Below are 14,331 nucleotides of genomic sequence, written 5' to 3'. Positions count from 1 at the left end.
GCTGATGCGACGCCCCAGCCCCCGCAGTAGTCACGGAGTCGGTCATGTCCAGAGCAGGTGAAGAGTCGATTGTCATTGAAGGCCCGAGTGGTGCCCTGGAGGCGGTGCTGACCCGTGGCGAGGTGCCCGGGTTGCTGGCGGTGATCTGTCATCCCAACCCGGTGCAGGGCGGCACCATGCAGAATAAGGTGGTGCACACCCTGATGCGTACGGCACGGGATCTGGGAGCCAGTACGCTGCGTTTTAACTTCCGCGGCGTGGGGGCGAGCGCCGGGCAGCACGATTATGGCGTTGGCGAGGTCGATGACTGCCTGGCGGTGATTGACTGGGCGTTGCAGCATGAAGGCACATCGCGTCTGTGGCTGATGGGCTTCTCCTTTGGCGGTTTTGTCGCGGCGGCTGCCGCGACGCGACTGGCGCAATGGCCCGAGCGGCTGGTGCTGGTTGCGCCGTCCGTAGAAAAACAGGATTTCGCGGCGCTCAAGCCGCTGGCAGGGCCTGTCAGCGTGATGATGGGGGAGGACGATGACGTTGTCGCCCCGGCCGCTGTTTACGCCGCGTTCGCCGACGAGCGCGCGGCCGAGGTTGTCCGCTTTGCCGACACCGGGCACTTCTTCCACGGCAAGCTGGTGCCGCTCAAAGCCGAGGTGGAGCGGGTTTTGACGGATCAGGCCTGATTGCCAAGGGAGGATGCTGGGGTTAGAGTATCGCTCCCTTCGATGTCCCTACTGGTATTGTGTGCATGTCTCCCCTTGAACGATACAAGGCCGATCTTCAGCGTCCTGACTTCTTTCATGATCCTGCGCAGGAACGCGCGGTTCAGCATCTGCAGCGGTTATTCGATGACCTGATTCGCAGTGAGGGCGAGCGCACGGGTTTTTTCGGGCGGTTTCGCAAGCGCAAGCCGGAGCCGGTCAAAGGCCTGTATTTTTGGGGTGGTGTAGGGCGCGGCAAGACCTATCTGGTCGATACCTTTTTTGAAGCTCTGCCCTTCGAGCGCAAGATGCGCACGCACTTTCACCGCTTTATGCAGCGCGTTCATCACGAACTGAAGGCGCTGAAAGGGGAGAAGAACCCGCTCAAGCTAATCGCAGCGCAGTTTGCCAGTGAGGCGCGAGTCATCTGTTTTGACGAGTTTTTTGTCTCTGATATTACCGATGCGATGATTCTGGGCAGCCTGATGGAAGAGTTGTTTGCGCAGGGGGTAACCCTGGTGGCGACCTCCAATATCGTGCCTGACGGGTTGTATAAGGATGGCCTGCAACGTGCGCGCTTCCTCCCGGCTATCGCATTGCTCAACAGCTGCACCGAGGTCGTCAACGTGGACAATGGCGTTGATTACCGATTGCGTGCCCTGGAGCAGGCCGAGCTGTACCACTGCCCACTCGATTGCGACGCCTATGCCAGTCTGAAGCGCAGCTTCGACAGTCTGGTTCCGGACCTTAACGAGGTTGTTGAGGGTGAGGAGCTGATCATCGAAAACCGTCCGATTCAGTCGGTACGGGTGTGTGAGGATGTTGCCTGGTTCGAGTTTCGTGCCCTGTGTGACGGCCCTCGCAGTCAGAACGACTACATCGAGCTGGGACGCATCTTTCACGCGGTGCTGATTTCCAACGTCGAACAGATGAGTACCGCCAAGGATGATATGGCGCGTCGCTTCATCAATCTGGTCGACGAGTTCTATGACCGTAACGTCAAACTCATTCTCTCTGCCGAGGTGCCGCTCAAGGACCTCTACGCCGGTGGTCGGCTGGACTTCGAGTTTCAGCGCACGCTGAGTCGTTTGCTGGAAATGCAGTCACACGAATTTCTCGCGCGTCCGCACAAGCCCTGACTCAGGCTGTCGGTTCGCGGCTGCCCTGCAGGTAGGCGCGGCGATACTGGTTGGGCGACATGCCAGTATGCTGGCGGAACAGGCGTGCGAAGAAACTGGCGTCGTCGTAGCCTATCTCGTAGCTGATGGTTTTGATGCTCTGGTTGCTGGTTACCAGCAGCGTTTTGGCCATCTCGATCCGCAAGCGCTGCAGGTAGTGCAGCGGTTTGTCTCCGGTGGCCTGGTGGAAGCGGCGCATGAAGTTGCGAATGCTCATGCCGTGACGGCTGGCCACATCCTCAAAGCGAAATTTCTCTGCAAAGTGCTGCTCCAGCCACTGCTGAATCTGCAGAATTGGCAGGTCATGGTGCAACTTCTGGCCGCCAAAGCCGATGACGCCCGGCGTGTAGTTGCGCTGCACCTCGTAGTACGCGTCCCGGGCGAGTGTGCGGGACACTTCAGGGCTGCACAGGCGCTCGGCAAGGTGCACAAACAGGTCGCGCGCTGAGCTGATTCCGGCGGCGCAGAGCACCTGTCCGGCGTCGGTCAGGTGCTTGTCGCGCTGCAGCTCGACGGCGGGAAATCGCTGGCGGTACTCGTCATGAAAGCGCCAGTAGGTGGTTGCTTCGCGGCCGTCCAGCAGACCCCCTGCGGCAGGCCAGAACGCGCCGAGGGCAACGGCGCCAATCAGGGCGCCACGCTGGCTCTGTTGCTGCAGCCAGGGACAGATTTGCGGGTACTGCGTCTGCAGCAAGTCAAAGTCGGCCCAGAAAGAGGGCAGGATGATCAGTTGTGGTTCTACATCGACAATGCTGGCTTCTGCGTGAATTGGGTCCTTGCTGAAGCCCGTTGCAGGTTGTCCGTCAGGGGTGACCGTCAGTACCTCAAAGCCGGGGGTCAGGCCTTGGCCAAGTTGGCGGCCGGTATTGAGGCTGGCCATATAGAAGACATCTCTGGCCTGAGACAGGGTAGAAGTGACCGTGAAGTCGGTCGCGAGAATTGCAACCTGTCTCAGCGGCTCTGCAGTTTGGTTGGGCATTTTTTATTGTCGTTATAGGTTGATTCGGACAGATATGGCAGAAATAGCCGTATGCAGTCAGTGTCTAACGACGGAGACAGTGGGGTCAAGAGGCGGCCGCCCGGGTGGGCGGCCGCTGGGATCAGGGCGCCGGGTTGGGCTGGCTCTGATGGATTTCGGAAATGGCCTGCAGCACGCTGTCGGTCAGGCCCATGTTGATGCTGCTCAGGTTGCGATTGAGCTGATCCATGTTGGTGGCGCCGATGATGTTGCTGGTGACGAACGGCTGACGGGTGACAAACGCCAGTGCCATCTGCGCCGGGTCCATACCATGGTCGCGGGAGAGCTGAACATACCGGGCACAGGCCTTTTGGGCTTGCGGGTTGCTGTAGCGTACAAAGCGCTCGAAGAGGGTGATTCGCGCCTTCTCCGGTCGCAGGCCGTTGAGGTACTTGCCGGTCAGCACACCAAAGGCCAGTGGCGAGTAGGCGAGCAGGCCGATCTGTTCACGCATCGACATCTCGGCGAGGCCGACTTCGTAGGTGCGGTTGAGCAGGTTGTAGGGGTTCTGGATCGAGACCATGCGCGGCCAGCCACGGGATTCGGCCAGGTGCAGAAAGCGACTGACGCCCCAGGGTGTTTCGTTCGACAGGCCGACATGGCGGACTTTGCCAGCCTTGATCAGGTTGTCCAGGGCCTCAAGGGTGTCTTCGAACGAGGTCAGCTCGTCGTCCGGATTGTGGCGATAGCCGAGTTGGCCAAAGAAATTGGTTTGCCGGTCTGGCCAGTGGAGCTGATAGAGATCGATGTAGTCGGTCTGCAGGCGCTTGAGGCTGCCATCGATGGCCTGGTCGATATGGGCGCGAGTGAAGCGAGTGCGGCCGTCGCGCAGGTAGCTTAGCCCGTTGCCCGGGCCGGCAATCTTGCTGGCAAGGATCCACTTGTCGCGCCCGCCACGCTGCTGGAAGAAATTGCCGATGATGGTCTCGGTTGCGCCGTAGGTATCTCCCTTGGGTGGCACCGGATACATTTCGGCGGTATCGATGAAGTTGACGCCGGCATCGCGCGCGCGGTCAATCTGTGCAAAGGCTTCCTGCTGGGTGTTTTGTTCGCCCCAGGTCATGGTGCCGAGACAAAGGGCGCTGACCTTGAGGTTGCTGCGGCCGAGAGGGCGGTATTGCATGGAGAGCTCCTTGGTTGCCGAAAGGACGGTTCATTATTGATCATCAGGGTAAATAAGGGTTGTATTTTTTTTGCTGATTGGCATAATGCCCGCCACTTTCGACAGGATGCCTAGCCTGTCGTTGTTGTTTACAGCACAGATGCCACCCAGACCCACGCAGCCCCCACTGAGTGTCTGTTCTAGGCTTTGTTGTCTTGTAAAAACACATTTCACTCTGTAAGATTTGCCGTCTTCTTTTGAAAGCGGCCTCTGAGGCTAGGATTAATGAAAACCTTCAGCGCAAAACCTGAAACCGTAAAACGTGATTGGTACGTCGTCGACGCCAGTGGTCTGACTCTGGGTCGTCTGGCAACCGAGGTTGCTTCACGTCTGCGCGGCAAGCACAAGCCCGAATACACCCCTCACGTTGATACCGGTGACTACATCGTCATCATCAATGCCGAGAAAGTACACGTAACCGGTAACAAGGTTCAGGACAAGATGTACTACAGCCACTCCGGTTTCCCGGGTGGTATCAAGTCCATCAACTTTGAAAAGCTGATCCAGCGCGCTCCTGAGCGTGTTATCGAGTCTGCTGTCAAAGGCATGTTGCCTAAGAACCCCCTGGGTCGTGCAATGTACCGGAAGATGAAGGTCTATAAAGGCGCTTCTCATCCGCATGCTGCACAACAGCCCCAAGAACTGAAGATCTAAGGAGTTCACCATGTCGGCGACACAAAACTACGGCACTGGCCGTCGTAAAACTGCCACCGCTCGCGTATTCCTGCGTCCGGGTTCTGGCAATATTTCCATCAACAATCGCAGCCTGGAGAACTTCTTCGGTCGCGAAACAGCTCGCATGATTGTTCGTCAGCCGCTCGAGCTGACCGAGAGCACCGAGAAGTTTGACGTCTACGTGACTGTCAGCGGCGGTGGTATCTCCGGTCAGGCTGGCGCCATCCGTCACGGCATCACTCGTGCGCTGATGGAATACGACGAAACACTGCGCGGCGAGCTGCGCAAAGCGGGTTATGTTACCCGTGACGCTCGTGAAGTTGAGCGTAAGAAAGTGGGTCTGCGCAAAGCGCGTAAGCGTCCGCAGTACTCCAAGCGTTAATCTCGTATTGCGCTGCAAAACGCCCGGGCTCCGGAAGGAGTGCCGGGCGTTTTCGTATCTGCGGCAAGGTGTCGCGCCTGCTATGGTTAGATGCAAGTCCCTGATTGGGCGCGAATTCGGTATAGTGTTGAGCGTGCTGGGAGTGGATATCACCTTGTCAAAAAAGGGGTTTTTCATTACCATCGGTTTCATTTTGTGCAGGCTGTTCAACACTTCAAAAGGCCTTCTAAAAAGGTCCAGAAATTAGCTGATGGGAGACGACTGGATGAGTAATGACGGCGTGAATAATGGCCGGCGTCGCTTCCTGGTGGCCGCCACAAGTGTGGTAGGTGCCGCCGGAGCAGTAGGGGCCGCAGTCCCCTTTGTGGGGGCCTGGTTCCCGAGCGCTCGAGCCAAAGCGGCTGGTGCGCCGGTAAAGGTGAATATCAGCAAGATCGAGCTGGGACAGCAGATCGTTGTGGAATGGCGCGGGCAGCCCGTGTTTGTTTCGCATCGGACGGCTGAAGCCCTCGCGCTGCTGGATGAAACCGATTCCGAGGTGGCGGATCCGCATTCCGAGGCCTCCAATCAGCCGGCTTATGTTGATGGTAAAACCCGTGCGATCAAGCCGGAGTTGCTGGTGGTCATGGGTGTTTGTACTCACCTTGGCTGCTCTCCTCTGTTCAAGCCTGAAGTCGCTTCTGCTGACATGGGTGCGGATTGGAAGGGTGGTTATTTCTGCCCATGCCATGGTTCCCACTACGACATGTCCGGTCGTGTCTTCAAGGGCCAGCCCGCGCCCCTGAATCTTCCGGTACCACCCTATTCATATGAGTCTGATGACGTAATCGTGATCGGCGTGGATCAGGAGAGCGCCTGATGAATAAATTGATGCAATGGGTGAACGAGCGGATGTCCGTCACTCAGGTGATGGAAGATCACCTGACCAAGTACTACGCGCCCAAAAACTTCAACTTCTTCTACTTCTTTGGCTCTCTGGCCATGCTGGTGTTGGTAAACCAGCTGGTTACCGGTATCTGGCTGACCATGAGCTACGAGCCCTCTGCACAGGGCGCGTTTGCCTCGGTCGAGTACATCATGCGCGATGTCGAGTACGGCTGGCTGCTGCGTTATCTGCACTCTACTGGCGCCTCTGCGTTCTTCGTAGTGGTCTATCTGCACATGCTGCGGGGTCTGATGTACGGCTCCTATCAGAAGCCGCGTGAGCTGATCTGGCTGTTCGGTATGCTGATCTATCTGGTGCTGATGGGTGAAGCCTTTATGGGTTACCTGCTGCCCTGGGGTCAGATGTCCTACTGGGGTGCCCAGGTGATCATCTCCCTGTTCGGTGCTATTCCGTTCATTGGTCCGGATCTGGCGCAATGGGTACGTGGTGACTTCCTGATCTCCGGTATCACCCTGAACCGCTTCTTCGCGCTGCACGTTATCGCACTGCCGATCGTGCTGCTGGGGCTGGTTGTGCTGCACATCATCGCGCTGCACGAAGTGGGCTCCAACAACCCGGATGGTATCGATATCAAGAAGTTCAAGGATGAGAATGGCAAGCCGCTGGACGGCATCGCCTTCCACCCGTACTACACCGTGAAGGATATCGTTGGTGTGGTGGTCTTCCTGTTCGTATTCTGCGCCATCGTGTTCTTCTTCCCGGAGATGGGGGGTTACTTCCTTGAGAAGCCGAACTTTGAAATCGCCAACCAGTTGAAAACGCCTGACCACATCGCTCCGGTCTGGTACTTCACTCCGTTCTACGCGATTCTCCGTGCTGTTCCGTCGATTGCCGGCTCTGCCTTCCCGGGCGTTCTGGCGATGGGTGCGGCGATCGCGGTGCTGTTTGTGCTGCCCTGGCTGGACCGTAGCCCGGTTCGCTCCATCCGCTATAAGGGCTGGATGAGCAAGTTGTGGCTGGTCATCTTCTGCGTGTGTTTCGTGATTCTCGGTGTATTGGGTGCTATCCCGTCCACTCCGGGTCGTACGTTGCTGTCGCAGGTGTGTACCGTTCTGTATTTCGCCTTCTTTATCCTGATGCCGTTCTACACCCGGATGGAGAAGACCAAACCGGTTCCGGAGAGGGTTACTGGCTAATGAAAAAACAACTGATTGCCCTGATGTTTGCTCTGGTTCCGACCGTCGCGTTTGCGGCGGGTGGTGCTGGCTATCACCTAGATGAAGCAAATGTTGATATCACTGACAAGGCCGCTCTGCAGGATGGCGCGCGGACCTTCGCCAACTATTGCATGGGGTGCCACTCTGCGCAGTACCAGCGTTATGAGCGTGTTGCGACTGACCTGGGTATCCCTGAGCAGTTGATGCTCGATAACCTGGTTTTCACCGAAGGCACTCTGATCGGTGATCACATGAAGAACGGCATGCGCAGTGCTGACGCCAAAAAGTGGTTTGGTGCGGCTCCGCCGGACCTGACCTTGGTTGCCCGTGTTCGCGGTACCGATTGGCTCTACACCTATCTGCGTACCTTCTATGAAGATCCGTCCCGTCCGCTGGGCGCCAACAACAAGGTATTCCCGAACGTGGGTATGCCAAATGTGCTGGCCGAGCTGCAGGGTCGTCAGGTTATCGGCTGCAAGGCCATGCCGGTCAAAGACGAAAGCGGTAAGATCATGCGTGACACTCTCAGTGGCGACGTGATGAAGCAGGAGCAGTGCGATGTCCTGACCGTGGTTCCGAACACAGGTACTCAGACCGAGGAAGAGTTTGATACTACGGTTCGCAACCTGGTTAGCTTCCTGGCTTACTCGGCTGATCCGGTCAAGCTGGAGCGTCATCGTATTGGTGTATACGTGCTGCTGTATCTGGCCTTCCTGTTTGTATTTGCGTATCTGCTGAAGCGTGAATACTGGCGAGATGTCCATTGATCTTCTGAGGTTCAGATGATCCGTGCGCGCCCCTTGAGGGCGCGCACTTGTTTCTGGGGTATAATGGCGCTCTGCGCGCGCGGCCCCGCTGCGCGCTTTGTGCTTTTAGGTGCCAGTCTGGCACCTGCCGCAGTCCGAATAAGGATGAGGGTTTACATATGGGCGTAACCGCCAACAAGCGTTCCTCCATGGCATTTTTCTCGGATCCCCGTGATCACTACTGTCACCGGGTCAGAATAGTGCTGGCAGAAAAGGGGGTTACCGTTGACGTGATTAACGTCGAACCTGGCGATCATCCGCAGGAGTTAGCCGAGAATAATCCCTATAACAGCGTTCCGACGCTGCTTGATCGTGATCTCGTTCTTTACGAGTCGAGCATCATGATGGAGTACCTCGACGAGCGTTTCCCGCACCCTCCGCTGTTGCCGGTATATCCGGTGGCGCGGGCCAACAGCCGTCTGCTGATGTATCGCGTACAGCGTGACTGGTGCCGTCTGGTGGATGTTATCGTTGATCCCAAGAGCAGCTCTGCCGAAGTGACGCGTGCACGTAAGGAGCTGCGTGAGAGCCTGATTGGGGTTGCTCCGGTGTTTGCTGAGATGCCGTTCTTCATGAGTGAAGAGTTTAGTCTGGTGGATTGCTGTATCGCGCCGATCTTGTGGCGTCTGCCGGAACTGGGTGTGGAGCTGCCGAAGCAGGCCAAGCCGTTGCTGGACTATATGGAGCGAATCTTCCAGCGCGAAGGGTTTATCGCCAGTCTGTCGGCGGCTGAGCGGGATATGAAGGCAAACTGATTGGAGGAAGCGGATATGGCCGAGATGGGCTCCAGTCGCCCCTATCTGGTGCGTGCTCTTTACGAGTGGATTCTTGATAATCAGTGCACGCCTTATTTGCTGGTGAATGCCGAGCATCCGGACACAGCTGTTCCGATGGCCTTCGTCGAGGATGGGCAGATTGTTCTTAATCTTTCGCCAAGCGCGGTGCGTGATCTGCATATGGATAACGAGCAGATCAGCTTTGACGGCCGCTTCGGTGGCGTTGCCCAGCAGGTTTGGATCCCGCTGGGGGCGGTAATGGCCATTTATGCCCGCGAGAACGGTCAGGGTATGGTGTTTGAGCTGGAGCCTGTTGCGCCGCCGTCTGGTGATCCAGAAGGTGGTGATCAGCCGCCCCAGCCGCCACGTCCGGAAGGTGGCGGTCGTCCCGCATTGAAAGTCGTCAAGTAGACAATAAAAAGCCCCGCTCTGCGGGGCTTTTTATTGTCGCCAGTGCCGGTCCTCAATCGAGATACTCGAACAGTTTGACGATGCGTTGAACGCCTCCCACCTGCTGCGCTTGCGCCACGGCGAGATCGGCTTCGTGGTGGGTGACAAGGCCCATGAGATAGACCACGCCAGCTTCGGTTACCACCTTGATGCGCGAGCCGGGTATGGTGCCGTCGGTGAGCAGGCGGGTTTTCAGGTTGGCGGTGATCAGGGCGTCCTGGTTGCGTGCGAGGAGCGACAGACGCGGGCCTGCGGTGAGCTCATTGTGAACCACCTTGACCTTCTGTACCTGCTTTGCCGCCTCGCCAGCGGGCGCAATCAGATCCCCACGTGGTACCTGGCCAGCCAGCAGGACGACGCCGTTGTAGCTGGTAGCAATGATTCGCCCTTCGGCTTCGATCGCGGCGTTGACCTTGTTGACGTTTACCGCGACCTTGGTCTCGATCAGTTGGTCGTCGATGCTGCTACCGATGGTGCGCGTGCCGTGGTTGTCTTCAATCGGAGTATCCCGAGTGGCAGTGAGTATCGAGCTGCAGCCCGCGAGCATCAGTGTCAGGGCGATGGCTGACAGTTTTCTCATTCCTCGCTCCCGAACAGTTGGCGGTCGATCAGGTCGCACAGGCAGTGAATCGCCAGCAGGTGCACTTCCTGGATGCGTGCCGTCGAGCGTGCGGGGACGCGGATTTCGACGTCTTCGGGCATCAGTAGTGAGGCCATGGCGCCGCCATCGCGGCCGGTCAGAGCAACAACGTGCATGTCCCGGTCGTGGGCTGCCTGGATGGCTTGCATGACGTTGGCAGAGTTGCCGCTGGTGGAGATGGCCAGCAGAACGTCGCCTGGCTGGCCGAGCGCCCGGATCTGCTTGGAAAAGACTTCTTCGTAGCTGTAGTCGTTAGCGATCGAGGTGATGGTCGAGGCGTCGGTGGTCAGTGCGATTGCCGGCAAGCTTGGGCGTTCACGCTCAAAGCGATTGAGCAGCTCGGAGGAGAAGTGTTGTGCGTCGCCGGCCGAGCCGCCATTGCCGCAGGTGAGAATCTTGCCCTCGCTGAGCAGCGCGTTGACCATCAGTTGGCTGCCCTGTTCAATGCTGGGGCCTAGCACATCCATCGCGCGGGTCTTGGTTTCAATGCTGTCGGTGAAAAGCTGTCTGATGCGGTGTTGCATGTCCATAGGGAAACTCGCTAGCAAGTGAATGCCTCTCTTATCCAGTTGTATGAGGCTGGATTCGAGGGGTCGCCTTCGGCGGCTATGACGTCAAAGCGACAGGGGCGGTTGGCCAGGCGGGGGTGGTGAAGCAGGTAATGCTGCGCAGCGAGAATCAGGCGTTGCTGCTTTGCCCGATTGACGCTCTCTGCTGCGCTCCCCCAATGGCTCTGCTGCCTGTAGCGCACTTCGACAAATACTACTGTATCGCCGTCGCGCATGACCAGATCAAGCTCGCCCTGTCTGCACCGGTAATTGCGTGCCACACAGGATAGACCTGCCTTGCGCATGATTTGTTCAGCCATGCGCTCGGCCTGGTTGCCCAGTTGTTGCCTGCTGGTCAGGCGTGTCATCAAAGTGGGCTGCTGTCGCTCGGTGCGGCCGGTTGCAGGATGCCGTCCCGAATCTGGCCCCAGGAGAGGTTGCGCTGAATGCGCCCGCTGTCATCGAGACTCAGCTCGCCGGTGGCTCCTTCGATGCGCGTGTCCGGATACTGACGCATTTGCGGCAGGCGGGAGAAGATGCGCTGGGTGTCTACGCCCATGGCGTAAAGGCGCCCAATTGCGCCGCTGGCCTGGGGCCAGTTGCCGGTTACGTCGCTGTAAAGCGGGTCGCTGTGATCAAGCAGCCAGGGGATCTCTGCAATCAGCAGGCCGTCGAGGTCGGTGTTCTGCGCGCCCGTCGGGTCAATCTGGTAGGAGTGCGAGGTGGCATAGACCGGTAGCTCTGCGGCGTACTGGAATGCCAGTGTCGGCTTGATCTGCCGTGCCTGCAATGGGGTGGCAGCCAGGAACAGTGCGTCCAGGTCCTGGCGCGGCGTGGGTTGAGCCAGTACGTTACCAAGGAGTCTTTTGATGCGGTTGGCGCGGTTCTCGCTCTGCTTGATCTTGAGCAGGTCGCCCATCTGGTTGGCAACGGCGGCTGGCTGGTCAACCAGCTCCTGGCCGATGATGGTGCCGCCCAGGCGTTCCCATTCGCTGACAAAGGCGCGATTGGCGCGCTGGCTCCAGTCGTCGCGGGTGCTCAGGGTTGCCATTCGGCGCTTGCCGTCTTCCCAGGCGCGGATAGCGGCCGAGCGCGCTTCGTCCTCGGGGGCGAGGCCAAACTGGTAGATGCTGCTGGCTGAGGTGGCCTGTTCCGCGTAGTTGAGAACCAAAGTTGGCAGCGGTAACTCGCCGACGCCAGCCAGTTGTGCGACCTTGTCCTTTTCCAGTGGGCCGATCATCCATTGCACGCCCTCTTGCTTCGCCTGATTCAGGGCGTCTAGGGCGCTGGCGTATTGAGTGCTGTCGTACAGGGTTACCTGGGGCTGGTCGATGCCCTGGCTCTGGGCCTGGTACTGCGCGGCCAAAAATCCGTCGCGCAGCGCTTGCGCGGCGCTGGCGAGTGGGCCGTTAAATGGCAGGAGCAACCCGATATGGGTGGGGCGACTTGCCTGCAGTGCTTCGATCTGCTGAATGGCGTCCGGTAGCGGGTTGGCTGCTGGATGATTTGGGTTGGCTTCCTTCCAGACCATTAGGGAGCGGATCTGTAGGTCAAGATTGCGCTGTTTGCGCGTAATCAGTGCCAGTTCGAGCCAGCCGGCGAATTCGCCGCTGGCATTGGCGCTGGCAGATTGCAGGCTTTGCGTGTCTGCTTTGCTCAGGCTTTCCCAGATTGCTTGGCTATTGGCAGCCTGTCGGCTCGTGTCCAGCAGGCTGTGAATGTAAACCCGCTCCTGTGCGGCGTCGATGAACTTGCCATTGGCCTCCAGGATGTCTGCTCGCAGTTGCTGAATCCGCAGTTGCTCTGGCAGTGGGCGAATGTCCAGCTGGCGCATTGACGGGTGCTGAATCGCGCGCAGGGCTGCAGCGTTGTCGCCCAGAGCCAGTGCGCCCGTTGCCTGCAGTTCGTTGAAGCGAATCTGCTGGTCTGTCGGCAGGTCGCTCTGGGGAATCGTTTGCAAGATTCGGCCGGATTGCTCCGGATTGCCGTTGTTCAGTGCGGTTTGGGCGGCATGCAGGCGGAGCAGGTTGGCCTCGGCACCTTCGTAGCGGTCTGCGCTCTTAAGGATTTCCTCAACCGATGCATCGGGGGTGCGTGGCAGCTCGTCCAGGCTTTTCGGTGCGGAAGCACAGCCGGCCAGCACTGTGGTCAGTGTCAGGGCCAGAGTCGACAGGCGAAGGGAGCGGTGCATGCGGAGGTGTCCTTACGTGCGGGCGATGATGTGGTTACAAACCGGCGGGTTAAGTCGCGCATTGTACCCGCGCGCGGGCTCATTCTCCAAGGCAGACAGCGCCGAGAGGATGGCTGCTGTACAATGCGTCACAAATTGCACCCAGGAATCTCCATGACCACACTCGCTGGCACTCTTTTTGTGGTGGCTACGCCGATCGGTAATCTGCAGGACATGAGTCCGCGCGCGTTGCAGGTTCTGAAGGACGTGAAACTGATAGCTGCCGAGGATACCCGTCACAGCGCAAGGCTGATGCAGCACTTTGGTATCGGTACCCCAATGACGGCTTGTCATGATCACAATGAGCGCGACAAGGGTGGGCGGTTGGTAGAGCGGCTGCTGGCAGGAGATGACATTGCGTTGATTTCCGATGCCGGCACACCGCTCATTTCGGACCCGGGCTACCATCTGGTGCGCCAGGCCCGGGAGGCGGGCGTCAAGGTATCGCCAGTACCTGGCGCCTGCGCGCTGATCGCGGCGCTCAGCGGTGCCGGGATGCCTTCGGATCGTTTTGCTTTCGAGGGATTTCTCCCGGCCAAGGCGCATGGCCGCCGCCAGCGCCTGCAGGCGCTGGCTGCGGAGGACCGAACCTGGATGGTGTACGAAGCCCCGCACCGCCTGCTGGAGTGTCTGCAGGATATGCAGCAGGAGCTGGGCGGCGAGCGCCGGGTGCTGCTTGCCCGTGAGCTGACCAAGACTTTCGAGACTCTGCATTCGGCACCGCTGGCAGAGCTGGTTGCCTGGGTGGCCAGTGACTCTGATCAACAGCGCGGCGAATGTGTGCTCGTGGTTGAAGGTGCGCCTGCGCCCGAGGGTGATGCGGTGGGCGATGACGCGCTGCGCGTGCTCGATCTGCTGTTGGCAGAATTGCCGCTCAAGCGCGCGGCTAAGCTGGCTTCGGAGATCACCGGGGTGCGTAAGAACCTGTTGTATCAGATTGCTCTGGAGCGCGGTAACGGCTAGTGCGCTTATCGGCAGTGGCCGCTTGCCTGCAGGGAATGCTTGCCCTGCGCGCCTGTGGTCGTTAATCTTGCCGCCAAGAGTTGGCCGGGCAGTCGCTGTGACGGTGCGCAAGCGTCGTTGTGGAGGAAAGTCCGGGCTCCAAAGGGCAAAGTGCCAGGTAACGCCTGGGAGGCGCGAGCCTACGGAAAGTGCAGCAGAAAGCAAACCGCCTAAGCGCGCAAGCGCCGGTAAGGGTGAAAAGGTGCGGTAAGAGCGCACCGCGCAGCTGGTAACAGTCTGTGGCGTGGTAAACCCCACTTGGAGCAAGACCAAATAGGAATCCGTTGGTGTGGCCCGCACTGGATTCGGGTAGGTTGCTAGAGGTTGTCAGTGATGGCGATCCCAGAGGAATGACTGTCCTCGACAGAACCCGGCTTACAGGCCAACTCTTATTTTCCTTCCTGTGTGACTTACTTCTTCTTAGAGCAAAAAAATCTTACTCCTCACAATTCACTTTAAGTTCTGAGGCGATGTTTTTGCTTTATCTGTTTTTTACGCTCTCAACTACACCTCTTTTGCATCCATATTCCCGATAAAACGCGCTAAACCACTGCTGTGCAAGGTTTTTTTCCTATGTACGGCTCTTGACGCTGTATAGGTGCATTTCTATAGTGTCGCAAAGTGGTGATATGTGGGGCGGAGTGGGATTTTTTGGCTAGCTCCGGC

16 protein-coding genes and 1 other RNA gene are annotated in these 14,331 nt (G+C 58.5%); 11 read left to right on the top strand and 6 right to left on the bottom strand.

Going from position 1 to position 14,331, the window contains the following annotated elements:
* Window positions 1-44: 44 nt before the first annotated feature.
* Window positions 45-677: an alpha/beta hydrolase gene (locus C1949_RS05475; RefSeq protein ID WP_104737453.1), complete on the top strand. Its 633-nt coding sequence runs from the start codon at window positions 45-47 to the stop codon at window positions 675-677.
* A 65-nt stretch (window positions 678-742) separates the two neighbouring features.
* Window positions 743-1,834 carry a cell division protein ZapE gene (gene zapE, locus C1949_RS05470; RefSeq protein WP_104737452.1) on the top strand — a complete coding sequence of 364 codons (1,092 nt, stop codon included), beginning with the start codon at window positions 743-745 and terminating at the stop codon, window positions 1,832-1,834.
* 1 nt (window position 1,835) lies between these two features.
* On the opposite strand, the gene C1949_RS05465 is transcribed toward zapE, so the two are convergent.
* Window positions 1,836-2,852: a GlxA family transcriptional regulator gene (locus C1949_RS05465; protein ID WP_104737451.1), complete on the bottom strand. Its 1,017-nt coding sequence runs from the start codon at window positions 2,850-2,852 to the stop codon at window positions 1,836-1,838.
* A gap of 121 nt (window positions 2,853-2,973) precedes the next feature.
* Window positions 2,974-4,014, bottom strand: a complete 1,041-nt coding sequence (locus C1949_RS05460; protein ID WP_104737450.1) for an NADP(H)-dependent aldo-keto reductase — start codon at window positions 4,012-4,014, stop codon at window positions 2,974-2,976.
* Window positions 4,015-4,278: 264 nt separating this feature from the next.
* Between C1949_RS05460 and rplM the strand changes: the two genes are divergently transcribed.
* From rplM to C1949_RS05425, 7 genes are all read left to right on the top strand, one after another.
* Window positions 4,279-4,707 carry a 50S ribosomal protein L13 gene (rplM, locus tag C1949_RS05455; RefSeq protein WP_088274787.1) on the top strand — a complete coding sequence of 143 codons (429 nt, stop codon included), beginning with the start codon at window positions 4,279-4,281 and terminating at the stop codon, window positions 4,705-4,707.
* A 10-nt stretch (window positions 4,708-4,717) separates the two neighbouring features.
* Complete coding sequence (gene rpsI / locus C1949_RS05450) at window positions 4,718-5,110, top strand: 30S ribosomal protein S9 (RefSeq protein ID WP_104737449.1); 393 nt, start codon at window positions 4,718-4,720, stop codon at window positions 5,108-5,110.
* Between the two features lie 265 nt (window positions 5,111-5,375).
* Window positions 5,376-5,969, top strand: a complete 594-nt coding sequence (petA, locus tag C1949_RS05445; protein WP_104737494.1) for a ubiquinol-cytochrome c reductase iron-sulfur subunit — start codon at window positions 5,376-5,378, stop codon at window positions 5,967-5,969.
* Window positions 5,969-7,192, top strand: coding sequence for a cytochrome b (locus C1949_RS05440; RefSeq protein ID WP_104737448.1), 1,224 nt, complete (start codon window positions 5,969-5,971; stop codon window positions 7,190-7,192). Before petA ends, C1949_RS05440 begins: the two co-directional genes overlap by 1 nt.
* Window positions 7,192-7,980 (top strand): cytochrome c1, encoded by a 789-nt coding sequence (locus C1949_RS05435; RefSeq protein WP_104737447.1) that lies wholly within the window; start codon window positions 7,192-7,194, stop codon window positions 7,978-7,980. Before C1949_RS05440 ends, C1949_RS05435 begins: the two co-directional genes overlap by 1 nt.
* A gap of 158 nt (window positions 7,981-8,138) precedes the next feature.
* On the top strand, window positions 8,139-8,774 hold the full coding sequence (locus tag C1949_RS05430) for a glutathione S-transferase N-terminal domain-containing protein (protein WP_104737446.1): 636 nt from the start codon (window positions 8,139-8,141) through the stop codon (window positions 8,772-8,774).
* A 24-nt stretch (window positions 8,775-8,798) separates the two neighbouring features.
* Window positions 8,799-9,206 carry a ClpXP protease specificity-enhancing factor gene (locus tag C1949_RS05425; RefSeq protein ID WP_104737493.1) on the top strand — a complete coding sequence of 136 codons (408 nt, stop codon included), beginning with the start codon at window positions 8,799-8,801 and terminating at the stop codon, window positions 9,204-9,206.
* 52 nt (window positions 9,207-9,258) lie between these two features.
* On the opposite strand, the gene C1949_RS05420 is transcribed toward C1949_RS05425, so the two are convergent.
* The 4 genes from C1949_RS05420 to C1949_RS05405 are packed head-to-tail and all read right to left on the bottom strand — an operon-like array spanning window position 9,259 to window position 12,624.
* Complete coding sequence (locus tag C1949_RS05420; RefSeq protein ID WP_104737445.1) at window positions 9,259-9,825, bottom strand: BON domain-containing protein; 567 nt, start codon at window positions 9,823-9,825, stop codon at window positions 9,259-9,261.
* A complete protein-coding gene (locus C1949_RS05415; protein WP_104737444.1) occupies window positions 9,822-10,415 on the bottom strand; it encodes a phosphoheptose isomerase in 594 nt (197 codons plus the stop codon). The genes C1949_RS05420 and C1949_RS05415 overlap by 4 nt, the downstream gene beginning before the upstream one ends.
* A gap of 11 nt (window positions 10,416-10,426) precedes the next feature.
* A complete protein-coding gene (locus C1949_RS05410) occupies window positions 10,427-10,801 on the bottom strand; it encodes a YraN family protein (protein WP_104737443.1) in 375 nt (124 codons plus the stop codon).
* Window positions 10,801-12,624 carry a penicillin-binding protein activator gene (locus C1949_RS05405; protein WP_104737442.1) on the bottom strand — a complete coding sequence of 608 codons (1,824 nt, stop codon included), beginning with the start codon at window positions 12,622-12,624 and terminating at the stop codon, window positions 10,801-10,803. The genes C1949_RS05410 and C1949_RS05405 overlap by 1 nt, the downstream gene beginning before the upstream one ends.
* Window positions 12,625-12,777: 153 nt before the next feature.
* Between C1949_RS05405 and rsmI the strand changes: the two genes are divergently transcribed.
* Window positions 12,778-13,626, top strand: a complete 849-nt coding sequence (gene rsmI, locus C1949_RS05400; protein ID WP_229744292.1) for a 16S rRNA (cytidine(1402)-2'-O)-methyltransferase — start codon at window positions 12,778-12,780, stop codon at window positions 13,624-13,626.
* A 76-nt stretch (window positions 13,627-13,702) separates the two neighbouring features.
* An RNA gene (rnpB, locus tag C1949_RS05395) (RNase P RNA component class A) lies at window positions 13,703-14,059 on the top strand.
* Window positions 14,060-14,331: the final 272 nt, after the last annotated feature.

Source organism: Halopseudomonas oceani (assembly GCF_002903165.1).
Taxonomy (GTDB): Bacteria; Pseudomonadota; Gammaproteobacteria; order Pseudomonadales; family Pseudomonadaceae; genus Halopseudomonas; species Halopseudomonas oceani.
This window is presented reverse-complemented; position numbering and strand designations above follow the sequence as displayed.